The organism is Persicitalea jodogahamensis, from assembly GCF_014651615.1.
GTDB lineage: Bacteria > Bacteroidota > Bacteroidia > Cytophagales > Spirosomataceae > Persicitalea > Persicitalea jodogahamensis.
In genome coordinates, this window is sequence record NZ_BMXF01000001.1 from 601,139 (window position 1) to 620,340 (window position 19,202).

Genomic DNA, 19,202 nt, shown 5'->3' on the forward strand with positions numbered 1-19,202 from the left:
TGATGAGAATCGCCTTTTTTTGTGTCATTCAATAGTAAGATTTTCCGTAGTAAAGCTTTTTACAAGACTATGAAAAAAATCAACGTCGCCATCGTCGGTCTGGGTTTCGGAGCCGAGTTCATTCCCATCTACCAGCGGCATCCTGCCGCCAATATGTACGCCATTTGCCAGCGTACCCAAGCCAAACTCGACGCCGTAGGCGATGAGTTTGGGGTCGAAAAACGCTACACCAGCTACGACGACCTGCTGGCCGATCCCGAAGTGGACGCCGTGCATATCAACTCACCCATCCCCAATCACGCCGAGCAGACTTTGAAGGCCCTGCGGGCGGGCAAGCATGTGGCCTGCACCGTGCCCATGGCCACTTCGGTGGAAGATTGCGCCGAAATCGTTAAGGTTTGTCGCGAAACAGGCCTCAAATACATGATGATGGAGACGGTAGTCTACGCCCGGGAATTCCTTTTTGTTAAAGAACTTTACGAAAAAGGCGAACTGGGCAAAGTACAATTCCTGAAAGCCAGCCACCAGCAGGACATGGAAGGCTGGCCGGATTATTGGCCCGGGCTGCCGCCGATGCACTACGCCACGCACTGCGTGGGTCCGGTGGCGGGACTTCTTAAACTGGAAGCTGAATATGTATCCTGTTTTGGCTCGGGCACGATCAGCGAGGATTTGGTCAAAATCCACAACTCGCCCTTCGCCGTGGAATCGGCGCACATCAAGTTCAGGGACAGCGATCTGTCGGCCTACGTCTATCGTTCGCTGTTTGACACAGCGCGGCAGTACCGTGAGAGTTTCGAGGTATACGGCAGCAAAAAGTCGTTCGAGTGGCCGCTCATCGAGGGGGAGCATCCGGTAATTCATACCGCCAAGAAACCCGAACCCGAAATACCTGAGCGCGTCGAGACGCCAGACTACGCGCACCTCCTGCCTGAGGAGATCCAGTCATTTACGGGCCGGGGAGTGTATGATGCGGGCGACAAGGCTCACCTTTCTTTCGTACAGGGCGGTGGCCACGGTGGCTCGCACCCTCACCTGGTTCACGAGTTCGTCTCAGCCCTGGTTGAAGACCGCGATCCCTTTCCAAATGCTGCTCAGTCGGCCAACTGGACGAGCGTCGGTATCCTGGCTCACGAGTCGGCGATGCGAGGCGGCGAGATAATCCAGGTGCCGGATTTTTGAAGAAAGAAAGCATAAATGGAAGGAGGGAGGAAAGGAGCCTGCGCAATCTTCCTCCCTTCCACCTCTTTACTCGCTCCGCAACGACTCCACCGGATTGGCCACCGCCGCTTTCACACTCTGGAAACTTACCGTCAGTAGTGCCACGAGAATAGCCAGGCCGCCCGCTCCGGCGAAGTACCACCACGCCAGATCTATTTTGTAGGCAAAATCCTGCAACCAATCGTCGGCCACGTACCAGGCCAGTGGCGTGGCGATGATGATAGCTACCACGACCAATTTTAGAAAATCTTTGGAAAGCAGGGATGCGATACTCGCAACGCTGGCTCCCAGTACTTTGCGGACACCGATTTCTTTGGTGCGGCTTTCGGCGGTGTAGGCCGCCAACGCGAACAAGCCCAGGCAGCCGATGAACAGGGCCAGGCCCGTCAGGATACTCAGCACCGAGCCTGTCTGGGCTTCGGTGCGGTAGAGACGGGCAAAAGTAGCATCCAGGAAATCGTAGTCGAAGGGTACATTGGGAACGGCTTTCTGCCACAGGGCGGTAGCTTTTTCGACCGCCTGTTTCTCGGTGCCAGGTCGTAGCCGCAGGGCGATGTACGAGCCCCAGGTCCGGTAGGTTTTGGACGCTTCGTGAAAAAGCGCCATGGGCTCGATGGTTGTACGGACGGAAGCGTCGTTAAAATCACGCATGACGCCAACTACCTGAAAACGCTGATTGGCGTTGCCGGGATAGCGCAGCCATTTCCCGATCGGATTTTTCCAGCCAATGGCCCTGACCGCCGTTTCGTTGAGAATTACCGAGGCCGAATCGCTCACCGAATTGGGACGAAAATTTCGCCCGGCCAGGATCTCCACACCAAGGGTAGGAACAAAATCAGCATCAGTCAGGAAAGAGCCGATCGGTAGGTTGGGCACAACGGCATTCTTGTCTTCGCCTTGTTCAGGCTCATAAAAATCACCAAAACTACCTAACGAAGGCAGAAAGGTGGCATGGGTAGCATCCAGGGCTTCGGGTAGTTGGGCCAGCTGCTGCCGGAAAGCCTCCCGCGCAGAAGGCGAGGTGAAATGACGCGTATTCTCGATCACCAGCACGTGCTCACGATTGAGGCCTGGTGATTGTTTTTGGGCAAATTCCAACTGCCGGAACACCACGAACGACCCCAGCATCAGCACAATGGACACCGCAAACTGAAAGACTACCAATCCGCTCCTGACCGATAGCAACCCACCGCGTCGCCCGGCAGCTGGTTTGAACATCTCTACGGCTTTGAATTTTGATAAATAAAAAGCCGGGTAAAGTCCGCCCAGCAAGCCTGTTACGAAAGGTAGTACCAAGACAAAACCGATGATTTTGAGCGAAAAAAGATCATTAGGTGGCAGCGCAAGCCCGGTCAGGTTATTGTAACTAGGCAGCACAACGCTCGCCAGCAAAGCAGCCAGCAGCAGGGCTACCATACTCAACAGCAATGATTCCACCAGAAACTGCGCTACTAATGCACTCCGTTGCGAACCCAAAGCTTTGCGAACTCCTACTTCCCGTGAACGTTTCATAGATCGAGCGGTACTTAGGTTCATGAAGTTGACGCAGGCCAGCAGCAGAATCAAGCCACCGATGATCGCGAACATGCCTACCTGTTGCCCGTCGCCGAGGGTACTTAGCCGTGAAGTAAGATCCGTATAACCCAGATGCAGGTTTCCCAAAGGCAGGAGTTTTACATCGAGGCGGTCGCCGTTTTCGAGATTTTTGGTCAAATCCTGCCCGATGCGGGCGTAGGCTGCGGGGGCATAATTGCGTACCATCGCCGGGAATTTCTTTTCCAGACTAGCCAGCGATTGCTCCGTAGCAGGTTGGCGTAGCCTCACCCAGGTATCGACCTGCAACCAAATCCAACTCCATGAGAACCGCTCTACCACGGAGAAATCAGCCATGGACGCCAGAAAGCCAAATTGCACCGTGGAATTGGTGGGCAAGTCCCGCACGATGCCCGTCACTTTGTACGGATAATCGTTGATTTTTAGTGATTGTTCCAAAGCAGTTTCCTCGCCAAAGTACTTGCGGGCCATACTTTCCGTAAGCACGACGCTACCCGGCGCATCCAGGGCGGAAGCCGCGTTTCCTTCCAGCATCGGGAAGCCGAATAATTCCAGAAAAGCCGTGTCGGCAGCCAGGGCGTTTTCGTATTCGTTGAAGGTGATGGCTTCTTTGCCTTCCATTGCCTCGCGCTGCACGACAACGCTGCCCAGATTGAAGGTTCGGGCGGCCATTTCGATTTCAGGGAAATCCTCCACCAGCCGCGGACCCACGGGCGGCGGGGTGTTGGTAGTGAAAGCTTCCTGGTCGCCTGCTTTAATGTCGAAGGCTACGGCACAGACGCGGTCGGTGTAGGGCAGGAAATTATCGTAGCTGCGCTCGTGCTGTACGTATAGGCCGATGAGCCAGCAGGCCGCCAGCCCCACGGCCAAACCCAAGACGTTGATGAGCGAAAAGAACTTCTGCCGCCGGAAGTGGCGGAGAGCTATTTTGAGGTAGTTGAGCAGCATGATTTTATTTCGTTAAAAGGTGAATGGTGAAAAGGCGAACGGTTCGAGGCAATTAAGAGGGTAGCGTAGAATGCCGTTTGACCTATAAGAAATCGTTGCCTACTCCGATCTAAGGCTCTTCACCGGATTCATCAGCGCTGCCTTCACCGACTGAAAACTAACGGTCAGGAGCGCGATGCCCAGGGCCAGTACACCCGCCAGGCCAAACATTGTCCAGGACAGATCAGTATGGTATTTGAATGTTCCCAACCATTTATTCAGCGCCCACCAACCCAGCGGAATTGCCAGCACCATTGCGATTAATACCAGTTTCAGGAAATCTTTCGAAAGTAGGGTCACGATACTCGTCACCGTAGCGCCCAATACTTTCCGAATACCGATTTCCTTGGTGCGTTGCTCGGCGGTGAAGGCGACCAGCCCAAACAGGCCAAGGCAGGAAATCAGAATAGCCAGGACGCCGAAGTAGTTGACCAGCGTGCTGACCTGCTGTTCCGACTGATAGAGTTTTTCGTAGGCTTCGTCCACAAACTGGTAGCTGAAAGGGTAGTTTGGATTCAGTTCTTTGTTGATACGTTCGAGCGCGGCCAGGGCTGACGGCGTTTGTCCGGCGCGGATTTTTACCAGCAGATAACGGGTGTTTTCCGGATAGAAGGCCAGTACCAACGGCGCAATCGCCTGGTGCATCGAGTTGAGGTGAAAGTCCTTCATCAGTCCCACTACCCGACCTTTGCCCCGGTTAAAGGTGACTTCCTGACCGACCGGATCACTCATACCCATCAGCTTGGCGGCAGTTTCGTTAATGAGGTAGTTGGAGGAATCTGCCGCATTGTTTGGCTGGAAATCACGGCCCGCGGCCAGGTCGATGTTCATGGTACGAATAAAATCGCCGCCCACATTCATCGTTGAAACTTCCACCATTCGTTTAGGCTCCTTGCCCGGCCAGGCCAGGTCCGTCGTGCTGTTCCGCACGTTTACGGGTAGTTGGCTGGTCAATGTAGCTGAGGCAATGGTGGGTTGGCGCAGAATTTTCTCGCGGAACAAGGTACTTTTCGGAGCCTGCTCAAATGCTCCTTCCAGTGGAATGAAAACCACATTCTCGCGATCCAAACCCAGGTTTTTCGTGCGCAGGTACCGCATCTGCGACCCAATGACCAGCATACCAACGATCAAAAAGATGGACAGAGAAAATTGGAATACCACCAGCGTCCGCCGGAACAAAGCGGGTCCCGTTCCCATCTTGGTGAAGCCCTTCAATATGCTCAGGGGGCGCATGGCTGACAAAAACAGCGCGGGGTAACTACCCGACAAAAGTCCGGTAATCAATATGAGCGCCCCTACTAGCGCCCAAAACATCGGATTATCCAAATCGAGGGATAATTGATTATCAAAGAGAGCATTGAAGGAAGGTAGTGTTGACCATACAAGAAAAATAGCCAGCCCGGCGGCCAGCAAACTCATCAGCAAAGATTCACCCAAAAACTGCGCGACCAGCGACATCCTCCTGGCTCCCACGACTTTCCTGACGCCGACCTCGCGCGCCCGTACCGAGGAGCGCGCCGTGGCCAGGTTCATGAAATTGATGCAGGCGATGAGCAAAATGAAAAGCGCCACGAGCGAGAAAATTCGCACGTATTCGATGCGTCCGCCCGCTACCTTTCCGTCCTTGTAGTCGGAATACAGGTGCATGGCGGTCATCGGGTGCAGCACGGGTACTTCACCGTTGTCAAAGGTGGCGTACCGCCGGAAAATGTCTTTCATACTGGCTTGCGTATGATCGGGGCTGGCGGTTGGTAGCAGTCGGGCGTACACGATGACTGAGTTCCACGTCCATTCAGTCATGTAGGGCTGTTCGATATTTTTCAAATTGGCCAGCCAGTCGAATTGCAGCGTCGAATTGGCGGGCAGATCGTCGAGTACCGCCCCGACGGTGTACAGTTTATTGTCGTCAAGTTGCAGCGTTTGTCCCAGGGCCGATTTATTTGGAAAGTATTTCTCAGCTAATTTCCGGGTAATAATAATTTTATCGAGTTGGGCCAGGGCCGCCTTAGCATCACCCTGAAATACGGGAAATGAAAACACGTCGAAAAATTCGGCCGAGACAAAATGACCTTTCTCCTTCGCTGATTTTTCCGTAGCCGTAGCAATGGATTTGACCAGACTTTCGCCTCCGCCACTTATTTTGGTGACCGCTGCTACATTCGGAATGTCTTTGGCAATAGCCTCCTGCAACGGGCCAGGGACGTACTGAGCCGTTTCCAGTTTCCCGCCGTTGAAGGCGTAATTCACCTGCACGTTATAGATATTTTCCACGCCGGGAATGAATCGATCATAACTAAGCTCATAGCGTACCCACAGCCCAATCAGCAGCGCACAAGCCATTCCCAGCGCAAGGCCGAAGATATTAATACCGGAAAAGAGCTTGTTCTTCAACAAACTCCGGTAGGCGATTTTGAGGTAGTTACGAAGCATGTATTTGCAATGGTAGGCTTAAATAGTAATGGAAGGAAGGGGGAGAGTCAGGATTAGATAAAGCGCTAATGGAAAATCCCTTTTTCTTTTCTGCTCTCATCGCCCCTCCTTTTATCTTTAATTATTCGCTCCTCAGCGACTTCACCGGGTTCACCAGCGCAGCCTTCATGCTTTGGAAAGTAACGGTCAGTTGGGCAATGCATACGGCCAGCAGACCCGCCGCCAGGAACAGCCAGATGTCGATGTCAATGTGGTAAGCGAAATCCTGCAACCAGGAATTGACGGCCAGCCAGGCGACAGGTACCGCAATAAAGATAGCTGCGAAAACGAGTTTCAGGAAATCTTTGGACAGTAGCCCCACGATGCCTACCACCGAGGCCCCAAGTACTTTGCGGACACCGATTTCCTTCACCCGCCGCTCAGCGGAGTAGGATGCCAGTCCGAACAAACCGAGGGCCGAGATGAAAACGGCCAGCCCCGCCAGAATTCCCACGATTTCGCTGACCTGGCTGTCGGCGCGGTAGAGTTTGGTGAAATGCTCGTCCAGAAAAGAGTAGCTGAATGTTTGCTCAGGTACCTGATCGCGCCAGATTTTCTCGATGGCGGCGACGGCCTGTCTGGAGTTTTTGCCTTTAATGCGGACCGACATTTCATCGTACCCCCAATCCTGCTGGTTATACATGGACAAGGTTTCAATTTTATGATGGAGCGAGTTGAAATTGAAGTCTTTGGCAATGCCTACGATCGTGCCCAGTGAGTCAGCAAAATCTCCACCGAAGCGTTTTCCGACCAGCGACGCGATGTCTGGCTCGGCCTCGTCCTTCAATAGCTCTTTGGCCAGCGACTCGTTGATAATGAATGTCCGGCCATTGTCCGAAGCGTCGTCGCGGAAATTTCGCCCGGCCACCAGTTCTATTTTATAGAGCGAGAGGTAGTCGGGATCGACCACCACATTGGATGTCCCGACTTGCCGCACGGGACCATCGCCTTGAAACTGCATGCCCCATTGGTGCAAATTGTTGCCTAGCCGCTGTCCCGAACCCGACACTGCCTCCACTTGCGAATTAGCCAGCAATTCCTTTTTCAGTGACTGGTACTTTGGCCACGACTTAGCATTGAGCGGAATCAGGACAACCTGATCGGTTTGGAAACCGGGATCTTTATCCCGCATAAAGTGAAGCTGCTTCAAAGCAAAGCCCGTACCGATAATCAGGAACACCGCGCAACTGAACTGCGCCACCACCAGCGCATTTCGGAAAGTACTCTTACCCGTGCGGATCGAGCCTTTCAGTACCTTGGCGGCTTCAAACGACGATAAGTACGCCGCCGGATAAAGTCCCGATAATATGCCGATCAGTATGGTGCCACCCAAAACGGTAAGCAGCAGTTTGGGGTCGGTGAAAATGGCGAAATCCAGACTACGATCGCTCATTCGGTTGATGTATGGGAGCGTAACTAACACCAGCACTACGGCAAGAATTAAGGCCGAAAATGCCAGTAATATCGACTCGCCAATAAACTGCCCGGCTAACTGAAAACGTTGGGCCCCCACTGCTTTGCGAATGCCAACTTCCTTGGCCCGGCCCGTCGAACGCGCGGTGGAGAGGTTCATGAAATTGACGCAGGCAATCACCAGTACAATGAGCGCGATGATCGAGAATATATACGTGTAGGTCCGGTCGAACTTCTGGAAATTCATGTAGTCGTGGGTGATGTCGGTCGAGTTGCCGTGTACTTCGGTCAGCGGTTGCAGGAACAATTCGTACTGCTTCGCACCTTCCTCACTCATATGGCCTTTGAGATAGTCAGGAAACTTTTTCTCCATTGCGGCGATGTCGGCTCCTTTCTCCAATTCCAGGTAGGTTACCAGCCAGTTGCCTCCCCAATTGTTCATCGCCTGCGGGCCAACGAACGTACTCATCGAAAAAAGCGCGTCGAACTGTAGGTGTGAATTGGCGGGCAGATTTTCCAGCACTCCGGTAACCTTGAATGCCAGCGTATCCCGGCCGTAGGACATCAGGGTTTGCCCAATCGGTTCATTGCTTCCGAAAATCTTGGTGGCACTTTTCTGGGTAAGAACTACCGAGTTGGGTTTTGCCAGCACCAGGGCCCGATCACCTTCGATCAATTCAAAATCGAACATCTTTAGGAAATTGGCATCGGTCGAAAGGACGGTGGGAAGCTCTACTTTCTTGTCATTATGATTCAGGATCACGTCGGACTGGTCGTCAATTCTCACAAAGTTCTTGACCTCAGGGTACTCCTCTTGCAGCGTCGGCCCCATCGGGTACATGGAAAGCGCGACTTTCTGTGGCGCTACCATGCCCTCGAATTTCTGCACCTCGTCGAGTCGATACAGGTTTTTGGTGTGGATACGGTCGTAGCCATTCTCGTAATTGACAAACAGCATGATGACGATACAGGCCGACAATCCCACCGCCAGGCCGACGATGTTGATCCCAGAGTATAGCTTATTGCGTAGCAAGTTGCGGTAAGCGATTTTCAGGTAGTTACGGAGCATAATTTTTTGAGCACAAAGGGAATGGCTTCGCGTATTGGAATACTATCCTTACTTGCTTTGTAAAATTATGCCAAAATGTTAACTTTCTGAAAGTCAGATATTAGGTATGGGGAAACTGTCCGATTTCGAACACTTAGGTTCAAAATCGGACAGTTGAAGGTGGGCGCTGGTTACTCGCTCCTGAGACTCTCCACCGGATTTCGCAGTGCCGTTTGAATCACCTGCAGTCCAATCACCAAAGCCGAAACCAGCGCTATGCTTACGCCTACCTGCACGAACGGTAACCAGGTGATCGTGGTATGATAAGCATAATCGGCTAGCCAATCCGTGAGGAGCGTGTAGGCCAGCGGCCATGCTATGAGATTGGCAACGAGCAATATCCAGGCGTACTCATTCAGGAAAAGTCCCACAATACCCGCTACGGAAGCACCTAGTACTTTACGGATGCCGACCTCTTTGGTCCGGCGCGAAACGGTGAGCGAAACCATGCCCACGACGCCCAGAAGCATCACCAGCAAAGACAATCCGGTGGCCACGTAAGCGGCCTTTTCCAGTTGCAATTCGGTTTTATATAGTTTTTCAAAAGCCTGATCAATGAAGGCATATTCCAGCGGAGAGTCCGGGAATAGTTCGTGCCATTTCTTTTCGATAGCCGCAATCGTCGGGCGCACTTCGCCGGCTTCTATTTTGAAGGAAAAATAGCGATAGATAGTGATGTTTTGAATATGTCCGACCAGCAACGGCTCGATGGCTTTGTGCATGCTGCCGAAATGGAAATTCTTAATCACGCCCAATACCCGAAATGGCTGCAAACTACCCTGAATCCTCACCATTTTCCCGACCGCCGCCTCGGGGCTCAGGTAGCCGAGCTGCTTAGCGGCAGATTCATTTAGTACAATGCCATCGGCATCTTGTTGACTTGCTTCCGGCCGAAAGTACCGTCCGCTTAGCACGTCGATTTGGTAGGTTTTGGCAAAATGCTCATCGGTCGTCAGGGCAGGCATGGTGATGGCCTGGGTACTGTCCTGCTCCGGCAGATAGACGTTGGCGTTCAATCCTGCGCTGCCGTTCGGAATTTCGTATGATAAGCTGGCCGAGCCGACGCCGGGTAAGCGGGCAAATTGATCACGAAGGTCTTCCATGCGTGTGACGCCCTCGGGCGACCAGTCGCGGGGCAGCGAAGAGACGGTTAGCAGGGCGTCCTTATTAAACCCCAGATCAGTATCAAAGAAGAAGGCGATTTGGCGGGAAACGAAAATCGCGCCCACAAAAACCAGTACCGCAATCGTAAACTGTGCGGTCACCAGCCCTCTCCTGAACCACCGCCCGCCCGCTGCGGTCCGCTCTTTTCCTTTCAAAGAATCGACGGAGGAGTAGGCCGACAAATGGAGGGCAGGATAACCGCCGGCCAGTAAGCCAACCAAAAGAATTAAAGCGAGTATTCCCCAACCGTATCCAGCAGGCAGGTCCGTTAGCGATAGAATGTCTTTGCCCACCACGCCGCTGAATGCCGGACGAAATAGCACGTATAAACCGATGGAAAGTACCATCGCCAGCAGCGTCAGGACCAGGGCTTCCGTCAAAAACTGCGCGGTCAGTTGTCGGCGCAAACCTCCGAGTGCTTTGCGCACGCCAATTTCGCGCAACCGCGTGGAAGCACTACCCAGCGAAAGGTTGACAAAATTAATGACGGCCATCAGCAAAATAAAAAGCGCCACCCACGCCAGCGTTGTGATCATTCGGCGCACCAGACCATTGTTGCTTTCCAGGTAGTAATCGGTCAGCGGGGTCAAATAGGCAGTCAGGTTTTTGCCCAGATTGGGCGGGGCATTCGTGGCAATGAGCTGAGCGAGGGGTTTCTTCAAATCCGAGGGCGACACACCCGGCTGCAACTCCACGTAGTTGACGGTGAAAGTGTTGTTCCAATTGGTAAGATCGCCGCCGAAATAGGGCAGCGCGCCCAGCGACATGAAAACTTCGGCTTCTTCGGTCAATAGGTGAGTCACCGAGTTGGGTGGTAGTGGCTTAAGTACCCCCGTTACGGTAAACTCCTGCTTCCCCGATTGCGGTGTCTCTACGGTCAGCGATTGATTCAATACATCGGTTTTGCCAAAAAGCTTACGGGCTCTGGTCTCGGTGATAACGATTCCATTCGGCTGAGTCAGAGCCGTGTGCGGATTGCCCGCCGCCAACGCAAAATCGTACATCGTCAGCAATGTCGAATCGCCGATCTGGATGGATTCGCGGAAATGGTTGTTACCGTGGCTCACCGTGGCGGTAACGCCATAAAAGGCGTAGGAATCGGCCACCAGCGTCGGATACTGCGTTTTTAGGGCCTGACCGATGGGTGCCAGGGTCGCGAATTCCAGCCCCATGTTTTCCTGCTTCCAGCGACTTTGCACGATATATTGCCGCTCGGTATTGCGTAAAGTCCGGTTCACCCGGAATTCGCCCCAGACGTAGCTGCCGATCAGCATGGCGAACGTGATGCCCACCGCCAGTCCGGTAATGTTCAGGAGTGAATAGTACTTGCTGCGCAGCAAGGATCGGTAAGCGATTTTGAGATAGTTTTTCAGCATGAAACTTTCGGAAATGCGCAGACCTGGTATCATCTGTCTGCCTGATTGAACAAGCAGCCAAGGTAGAAAACAATCTCAAAATGAGTGTGTTAAAAATCCTTAAACGTAGTTTTTGATGAGGGGTACTTTGGTCGTAAGACTATTCGCTCCTCAGCGACTTCACCGGGTTCATCAATGCCGCTTTAATGCTCTCAAACCCTACCGTGATCAGTGCTACAGCTACCGACAGGATAGCGGCCAGGAAGTAATAATCCCAGGAAAGCTCGATTCGGTACGGAAAATCCTGTAACCAGGCGGAAATCGCATAGTAGGAAATCGGTACGGCGATGAGGATCGAAAATAAAACGAGCTTGATAAAATCCGTGGATAACAAGGTGGCGATCCGTACTACCGAGGCTCCCAGTACTTTTCGGATTCCTACTTCTTTGAGTCGGGATTCGGCATTAAAAGTAGCCAGACCAAACAGGCCAATACACGAAACAAAAATGGATAGGATGGTCGCCAGCGTAATAATCTGTTTCCATTTGGCTTCCTTTTCGTATTTTTTGAAATTAGTCATATCCTCAAATACATACTCAAAGGGCATGAGCGGAATATGCTTGTGAAAGACCTGTTCAATGGCTTTGACCGTAGCCGGAATATCCCTGGTGTCCAGTTTGATCATTAAGGTTCCTAAACGATAATTAGGGTCTTGGGTCAGTAGTAGCGGTTCGATCTTTTCTTTCAGCGAAGCATAATGATAATCCCTTACTATACCTACTACCCGAAGTGTTGCATCCTTCCACTCGAAGTATATCTCTTTTCCAATCGCATCCTTCCAACCTGCCTCCCTGACAAAAGCTTCGTTGATAATGACAGACTGAGTGGGGTCGGAGGTGAAACTCTGCGAGAAATTACGCCCTTGTTCGAGAGGTATTTCCAGCGTATTGAGAAAATCATCATCCACGCCTATATAGCTAAATCCTATATTTTGATCCCCGATTTTGGCACCGGTTCCGTTATAATGGCCGTTGAAGCCCGCCACGGACTTAATTCCGGCAGTGTTCTGTAATTCCTGTTTGATCACATCGAATGTCTGCTTACCGGGTCCCCCACGGCCCAAACTCAGAACCATCAGGTTTTCATCGTTGTAACCTAGATCTTTGTTGGTCAGGTACTCGAACTGCGAAAAAATAACCAGCGTCGCGACTACCAGCGACACCGATAGCGCAAACTGGAAGACCACCAATCCTTTGGTGAGGTAATTTTTCCGGGTAAGCCGAAGTCGGTTATAGAGCGTTTGGGTCGGGCTGAATCCCGATAAGGCCAGTGCAGGGTAAAAACCAGCTACAAAGCCCGTAACCAGAAGGAGCCCTATGTACATAGCTACCAGCTTAAAGTCGAACAGATACGAAAGCGCCAGTTGCTTATTTGCTAGTTCGTTGAAGGTAGGCAGTATAACTTGGGTCAGCGCTAGCGCGAAAGCGAAGGCAACAAACGCCAGCAAAATCGACTCACTCAGGAACTGAGCGACAAGCTGTGTTCGCTTACTTCCGGCTACCTTTCGAATGCCAATTTCCTTAGCCCGATTGAGTGAGCGGGCCACCGTCAGGTTTACGAAGTTGATGCAGGCAATCAGCAGAATAAACAAGGCTATGCCGGACAGGAGATAGGAATATATCGGGCTGCTGCCATGCCCCAATCCATTGCGCAAATCGCTCAGTTCATTATCCATGTGAATGGTCAGAAATGGCTGAAGGTCGAAGTGGATTTTGGACTTAGAATCCTTCATCTCGCCGATTTCCTCAGCAGCCTTGCTGGCAAATACCCGATCGAGTTTGGGTACTACTGTACGGGAATCGGCCTTATCATGTAGCAGCACGAAGGTATTCATGTAGAAACCCATCCATCCGGTATCGGTCCAGCCTTTTGCCTCCTGAAATTTGAAGGGCAGTACAGTTTCAAACTGGATGGAAGAATTCTCCGGACAGTTTTGGGCTACGCCGGAAACGGTAAAAGTCTCAAATTCATCCCCTATTTTCAGGTCCAGGGTTCGGCCTACAGCATCGGTGGTGTTGAAGTACTTCTCAGCGATTCGCTCGGTCAGTACAATCGAATGTATATCCGAAAGTACCGTTTCAGGATTACCAGCCAGCAGGGGCATCGTGAATATTCTGAAAAAGCCATCATCCGCAAAGACTGCCGACTGATTGAAGAGTTCATTATCTTTTTTTATAACGAAAGAATTACTCTGCGTTCGAACCACCTCCTTGATTTCAGGAATTTCCTGCTTGAATGCCGGTCCGTGAATGGCATTGGTACTGCCAGTCGTTCGGGCTCCATTCTCATCGGAGAACGTAACCTGTATGCGGTATAACTCATCTTTATGTTCCTGAAAACGATCGAAGCTAACTTCATCTTTGATGTACAATACGATCAGCATACAGCAGGTCAAGCCCAGTGACAGCCCCGCAATGTTGACCAGGGAAAATAGCCTGTTTCTCGTCAGGTTCCGCCAGGCGATTTTGAAATAGTTTTTGATCATGGCTGTTTTTATTTATAAAATTTCAGTTCTGTATGACCAGTAACCAGCAGACATTTTATTTATTCACTCCTCAGCGACTCCACCGGATTCGCCACTGCCGCCTTCACGCTCTGGAAACTCACCGTCAGTAGCGCAATACCAATAGCCAGAATACCTGCCAGCGCGAATACGCCCCAGCCGATGTCTGTTTTGTAAGCAAAACCACCCAGCCATTCACTCATAGCATACCAAGCGACGGGCGAGGCGATCAGCAGGGCGACTAATACGGGTTTCAGGAAATCCTTGGAAAGCAAAGCTACGATGCTACCGATGCTGGCACCCAGTACTTTGCGAACGCCTATTTCCTTTACCCTTTGCTCCGCCATAAACATGGACAGGCCAAATAGCCCCAGGCAGGACAGCAGAATGGCTATTCCTGCGAAAGTGCTGAACAGACTCTGTTGTCTTTGTTCGGCGGCGTAAAGGCGGTCGAAGCGCTCGTCGAGGAACTGGTACTGGAAAGGTTGTCCCGGAAAAAACTGCTTCCACACCTTTTCCACGCGTTGCAGCCCGGCGGTGATATCGCCTTTGAGTGGAACCGAAACCCAGTTGAGCCGGCCCGGGGTGAGCGTCATAGCGATGGCAGCGATTTCCTGGTGCAGCGATTCAAAGTGGTAGTCCTTAGTGACGCCGATTATCTGACCCCGCACGTTTCCGTACTGAAACGGCTTACCGATGGCCTCGTCGGGTGTCCAGCCTAGTTGCCGTGAGGCCGTCTCGTTTATGACTACCATGGATGTATCGGTAGAAAAATCACGGGAGAAATTGCGCCCGGCCGCCATGCCGATCTTGTAGGCTGGAACAAAATCGTAGTCCACCATTAGTTGCTTAAGGGTGATGCTGGTGGGAGCCATGCTGTCGCCCTGCATGGCACGGGCTCCTTGTGAGTCGAGCAACCGCCCGGAAGGAATGCGCGACGAGCGGCCTACGTCGGTGACCGAGCCCGTCTGGATGAGTTGTTGTTTGAGTGTTTCGTAGTTGGTTTCGCCGTCTCCGGCATCTCGCAAAAGTACCACTTGCTCTTTCTCGTAGCCCAGGCTGTAATCCTGGATGTAGTGCATCTGGTTGCGCACCACGCCTGTGCCGATGATGAGGGCGATGGCAATCGAGAATTGCGTGATGACCAGTACCTGCCGCAGTCGGCCCGTGCGTAGTTTACTGGCGATTTGTCCTTTCAGGACGTTGAGTGGCCGGAAGGAAGCCAGGAAAAAAGCGGGATAAAGGCCCGCAATTAACCCGGTCAGGAGCGTGATGCTTGTCACGATGACCAGAAAAGTCGGGTCAAGCAATTGCGCGAATGACAGCTCTTTTTGACTAAAATTATTAAGGGCAGACAAGCCGAACACCATTAAAAGCAAAGCAAAGAACAACGCCAGAATAACCAGTAGCAGCGACTCGCTCAGAAACTGCCCGATGAGTTGGCCGCGTTTGGCGCCTACCACCTTACGCATACCGACTTCCTTGGCCCGTCCGGCCGAGCGGGCGGTGGCCAGGTTCATGTAGTTGATGCAGGCAATCAGCAGAATGAACAGGCCAATGAGTGAAAAAATATAGATGTAGCGGATATTTCCCGGCGGCTCCAACTCCGAATCGGTATGGGAACGCAGATGAATATCGGTGAGTTTGGTCAGGTTCAGCACGGAAAAAGAGGAGGGCATCCGGCCTTCATAGGAAGGCACGTGCTTGTCCTGAAAGGCCGGGAATGCCTTTTCCATGCGCTGCGGATCAGCGCCCTTAGCCAGTAAAATATAGGTAGTGAAAGAGTTATTGCCATAATTGGTTCGCAACTGTTCGGCACCGTAAATATTCGGGTCGTTCAGAGCCGAAAAGGCCAGGAGAAAACGAGGGTGGAAGTGCGCCTGCGCAGGCAGCGGCTCATACACGCCCGTCACGATGAGGTCGAACTGGTTTTCGACGCGCAGCGTCTTGCCGACGGGATCTTCCTTGCCAAAGTACTTCTCGGCCATCGGGCGCGACATGAGCATGGAGTTTGGATTTGCCAGAGCCTCGTCGGGGTTGCCGCTGATGAAGTCGAAAGTCAGTACTTTGAATAAATTCTCTTCGGCAAAGAACCCATCTTCCTCGTTGAATTGCCGCTCGCCGTTCCGCATGACCAACCCGCCCGTACCCAGCGTTCTGACGACCTCTTCGGCCTCGGGGAAATCCTGCTCGATGAGCGGCCCGAACGGTGGAGCCACCTGCGCCAAAGTCAGCGAGGGGGTACCCTCTGACGTCAGGAAAGTGCGGCCCACGCGGTACACGCGGTCGGCGTTTTCATTGTAGCGGTCGTAGCCCAACTCGTCTTTGACGTAAAGTGCGATCAGCAGAAATCCCGCAAGTCCAACGGCCAGTCCGATGATGTTGATGATGCCAAAAGCCTTATGGCGAAGGAGGTTTCGGTAGGCTATTTTGAGGTAGTTGAGTAGCATTTTATGTAGAATGAAAGGAGGATAGGGTACAAGGAATAATGGAAGGCGGGAAAAACCTGTGCCATAAGTCTAACTAATTGTTAGTCAGTATTTATATATAATAAAACTGTCCGATTTCGGACAGTTTTATTCGGAATCGGACAGTCGTGAGAGGCTTTTTCAAATCATGCTACCTCACCACGCAGCAGCCTGCGACTTTCTTCTTTTACAAAAGTGATAGGAACAAACTCATCGGTGGGCGCGCCGATGTAGTACACCGTCCAGGCGGGATCATGGGACGAGAGCATTTCGCTGATACAGTCGGCGCGGTGCCCGTGCGGATTGCTGCAATCGTTCCAGTAAAACAGCTCCACCCGGTAGTGCAGTTGGTGCTTTTGCCCGTTGATCGTTACCTCGACTTCAATCTCCTGCTTGCCGGGAAGGGGAGGAATGGGGATGGCTATGTGGCTCATAGTTGTTGGGGTTTAGTGAAACATTGGTTTCTTGGGCAAGGAAAAGAGGACTGGCTTTCGGTACTTTCCTTCTTTTTATTCACTCCGAAGGCTCTTCACCGGATTCATCAGCGCGGCTTTCACGCTTTGGTAAATCACCGTCGCCCAGCAAATCAGTAATGTTAGTACACAGGCCGCCAAGAAAACCCAAACGTGAATATCCGTTTTGTAGGGAAAGCTTTGCAGCCATTTGTCCATCGAAAAATAGGCGATGGGAATCGCGATCGGGAAGGAGAACAGCACTAGTTTGGTGAAATCCCGCGAAAGCAGCACTACCACACTTGACACCGACGCGCCAAGTACCTTCCGCACCCCGATTTCCTTCACCCGCTGCTCGGTAGTGAAAGTCGCCAGACCAAACAGACCCAGACAGGCAATCAGAATCGTGAGGATCGAGAAAGTCGTGAAAATCTGCCCGCGCAGCACGTCGGCATGGTAGGCCGACTCGAAATCCTGATCCAGAAAACTGTACTCGAACACTTTGTCGGGGTACGTTTCCGTCCATTTTTGCTTGATGAAGGCCAGCGTTTTGTCAGCGTCCTTAGCGGCTATTTTGATGTGCGTGACGGGCAGCGCCCGGTCGTAAAGCAGTACCAGCGGCTCGATGGGGTTGTAGAGCGACTGCTGGTGGAAATCTTTCACGACACCCACCACCTTTGCCGTGGGCGGGGCGTTCTGGCCGTCCTGCGGCAAACCGTCAAGCATGATTTTCTTGCCCAGCGGCTCCTTCCAGCCCATCCGTTTCACGGCGGCTTCGTTGACGAGCACACTGTTGAGCGTATCGGCAAGAGTTTTCTCGGAAAATCCCCGTCCCTGGACGATTTTCATGCCCATGGCATCGAGGTAGTCGTGGTCGATGGACGCAGGTTTGAAAGCCATATCTTTCATGCCCGTATTCGTCTCGACGCCAAAAATCACTCTGCCGCCCATGTTGCTGGCGGGTTGTCCGGCGGTGGCCACACGCTCAATATCAGGATTGGTCAATAGACTTCGGCGGAAGGATTCGTAGCGTCCGCTGGGTTGGTCATCGCGGTAGTTGATTGTAAGTACCTGCTCGCGGTCGTAGCCCATGTCCTGGTTTTGCATGAAATTGAGCTGCTGAAAGACGATCCAGGTACAGATCAGCATCACCAGCGATACCGAAAACTGGGTGATGACCAGTGCCTTGCGAAAGAAACCGTCTCCTCGTCCCTTGAAAGTACCTTTGAGAACCGAGGCTGGTGCAAACGACGACAGATAAAAAGCCGGGTAGCTACCGCTGACGAAGCCCGTAAAGACGACGATACCCAGCGCGATGAAAAGAAACTGGGGTTGAAGAAGTTGAGCGAGTTCGATCTCCTTACCAGAAACAGTATTGAAAAAAGGCAGCAATAAAACCACCAATAGCACGCTCGCCAGCAAGGCTATTGTCGTCATCAGTACCGACTCGGATAAGAACTGCGCGATCAATGCGCTCTTGACCGATCCCATTACTTTTCTCAGACCTACCTCTTTGGCCCGCCGTGCCGACCGCGCCGTTGCCAGATTCATGTAGTTGATGCTGGCCAGCAGTAGCATAAAAAAGGCCACTGCACTGAACGTATAGACATAACCGATGTCGCCTCCCGTCTCTCCATCCATTTTGGAATACAGATGAATGCTCGTCAGCGGCTGCAATTGGTAAGCGATTTTGATACCCATCCGCTCGAAAATTGGCGCCATAAACTCATCGTAGAGCTGGGGCGATTTACTCTCGATCGTCTTTGGGTCGGTACCTTTGGCCAGCAAAACGTAGCTAGTCACGAAAAACCCGCCCCATCCGTTATTCTGCTGCTGCCGGGAATTGAGCGAAAGCAGGGCGTTGAACCGAAAGTGCGAGTTTTTGGGTACACCTTCGATGACTCCCGTTACTTGGTAGGAGGTAGTGTCGTCGGTGCGCAGGTACTGGCCCAGCGCTTCGTTCGAGCCAAAGAATTTCTGCGCCAGTTCACGGGTCAGTACCACGCTGCCGGGCGCATCGAGGGCCGTATTGGGATCGCCCGCCACAAAATTGTAGCTGAAAATGTCGAACACCGTCGAATCCGCCGCGTAAATATCTTCCTCGGAAAACCGCTGCTCACCCCGTCGGAAAGTTGTCGTGCCATTGGGGAAAAAGCGAACGTAATTCTCCACGGAGGGGTACTTTTCCTTCATCGTCTTGACCGCCGGAGGCTGAATGCCTCCCCAATGGTTGGTCTTGTCCGGTTCGTGAATTTCCGTGACGACGCGGTAGATTTGGTCGGCATTTTTGTGGTAGCGGTCGTAACTCAACTCATCGGTCACGTACAGCAAGAGCAGCAGGCCACAAGTGATACCAATCGTCAGACCGAGGATGTTGATCAGACTGTAAAATTTGTCACGGCGCAGGTTGCGCCAGGCGATTTTGAGGTAGTTGGAGAGCATGGCTAA

The 19,202-nt window shown here is 52.3% G+C and carries 9 protein-coding genes; 1 reads left to right on the top strand and 8 read right to left on the bottom strand.

Annotated features, from left to right (window positions below):
- Positions 1-69 precede the first annotated feature (69 nt).
- On the top strand, positions 70-1,182 hold the full coding sequence (locus IE117_RS02510; protein WP_189562766.1) for a Gfo/Idh/MocA family protein: 1,113 nt from the start codon (positions 70-72) through the stop codon (positions 1,180-1,182).
- A 66-nt stretch (positions 1,183-1,248) separates the two neighbouring features.
- On the opposite strand, the gene IE117_RS02515 is transcribed toward IE117_RS02510, so the two are convergent.
- From IE117_RS02515 to IE117_RS02550, 8 genes are all read right to left on the bottom strand, one after another.
- Entirely contained in the window at positions 1,249-3,723 is a 2,475-nt protein-coding gene (locus tag IE117_RS02515; protein WP_189562767.1) for an ABC transporter permease, read from the bottom strand.
- A gap of 99 nt (positions 3,724-3,822) precedes the next feature.
- Complete coding sequence (locus tag IE117_RS02520; RefSeq protein ID WP_189562768.1) at positions 3,823-6,192, bottom strand: ABC transporter permease; 2,370 nt, start codon at positions 6,190-6,192, stop codon at positions 3,823-3,825.
- A 121-nt stretch (positions 6,193-6,313) separates the two neighbouring features.
- Positions 6,314-8,713 carry an ABC transporter permease gene (locus tag IE117_RS02525; protein ID WP_189562769.1) on the bottom strand — a complete coding sequence of 800 codons (2,400 nt, stop codon included), beginning with the start codon at positions 8,711-8,713 and terminating at the stop codon, positions 6,314-6,316.
- Positions 8,714-8,883: 170 nt separating this feature from the next.
- Complete coding sequence (locus IE117_RS02530; RefSeq protein WP_189562770.1) at positions 8,884-11,292, bottom strand: ABC transporter permease; 2,409 nt, start codon at positions 11,290-11,292, stop codon at positions 8,884-8,886.
- Positions 11,293-11,431: 139 nt separating this feature from the next.
- Positions 11,432-13,816: an ABC transporter permease gene (locus IE117_RS02535; RefSeq protein ID WP_189562771.1), complete on the bottom strand. Its 2,385-nt coding sequence runs from the start codon at positions 13,814-13,816 to the stop codon at positions 11,432-11,434.
- A 59-nt stretch (positions 13,817-13,875) separates the two neighbouring features.
- Positions 13,876-16,284, bottom strand: a complete 2,409-nt coding sequence (locus IE117_RS02540) for an ABC transporter permease (protein ID WP_189562772.1) — start codon at positions 16,282-16,284, stop codon at positions 13,876-13,878.
- 164 nt (positions 16,285-16,448) lie between these two features.
- Positions 16,449-16,736, bottom strand: coding sequence for a hypothetical protein (locus tag IE117_RS02545; protein WP_189562773.1), 288 nt, complete (start codon positions 16,734-16,736; stop codon positions 16,449-16,451).
- 75 nt (positions 16,737-16,811) lie between these two features.
- Complete coding sequence (locus IE117_RS02550) at positions 16,812-19,196, bottom strand: ABC transporter permease (RefSeq protein WP_189562774.1); 2,385 nt, start codon at positions 19,194-19,196, stop codon at positions 16,812-16,814.
- Positions 19,197-19,202: the final 6 nt, after the last annotated feature.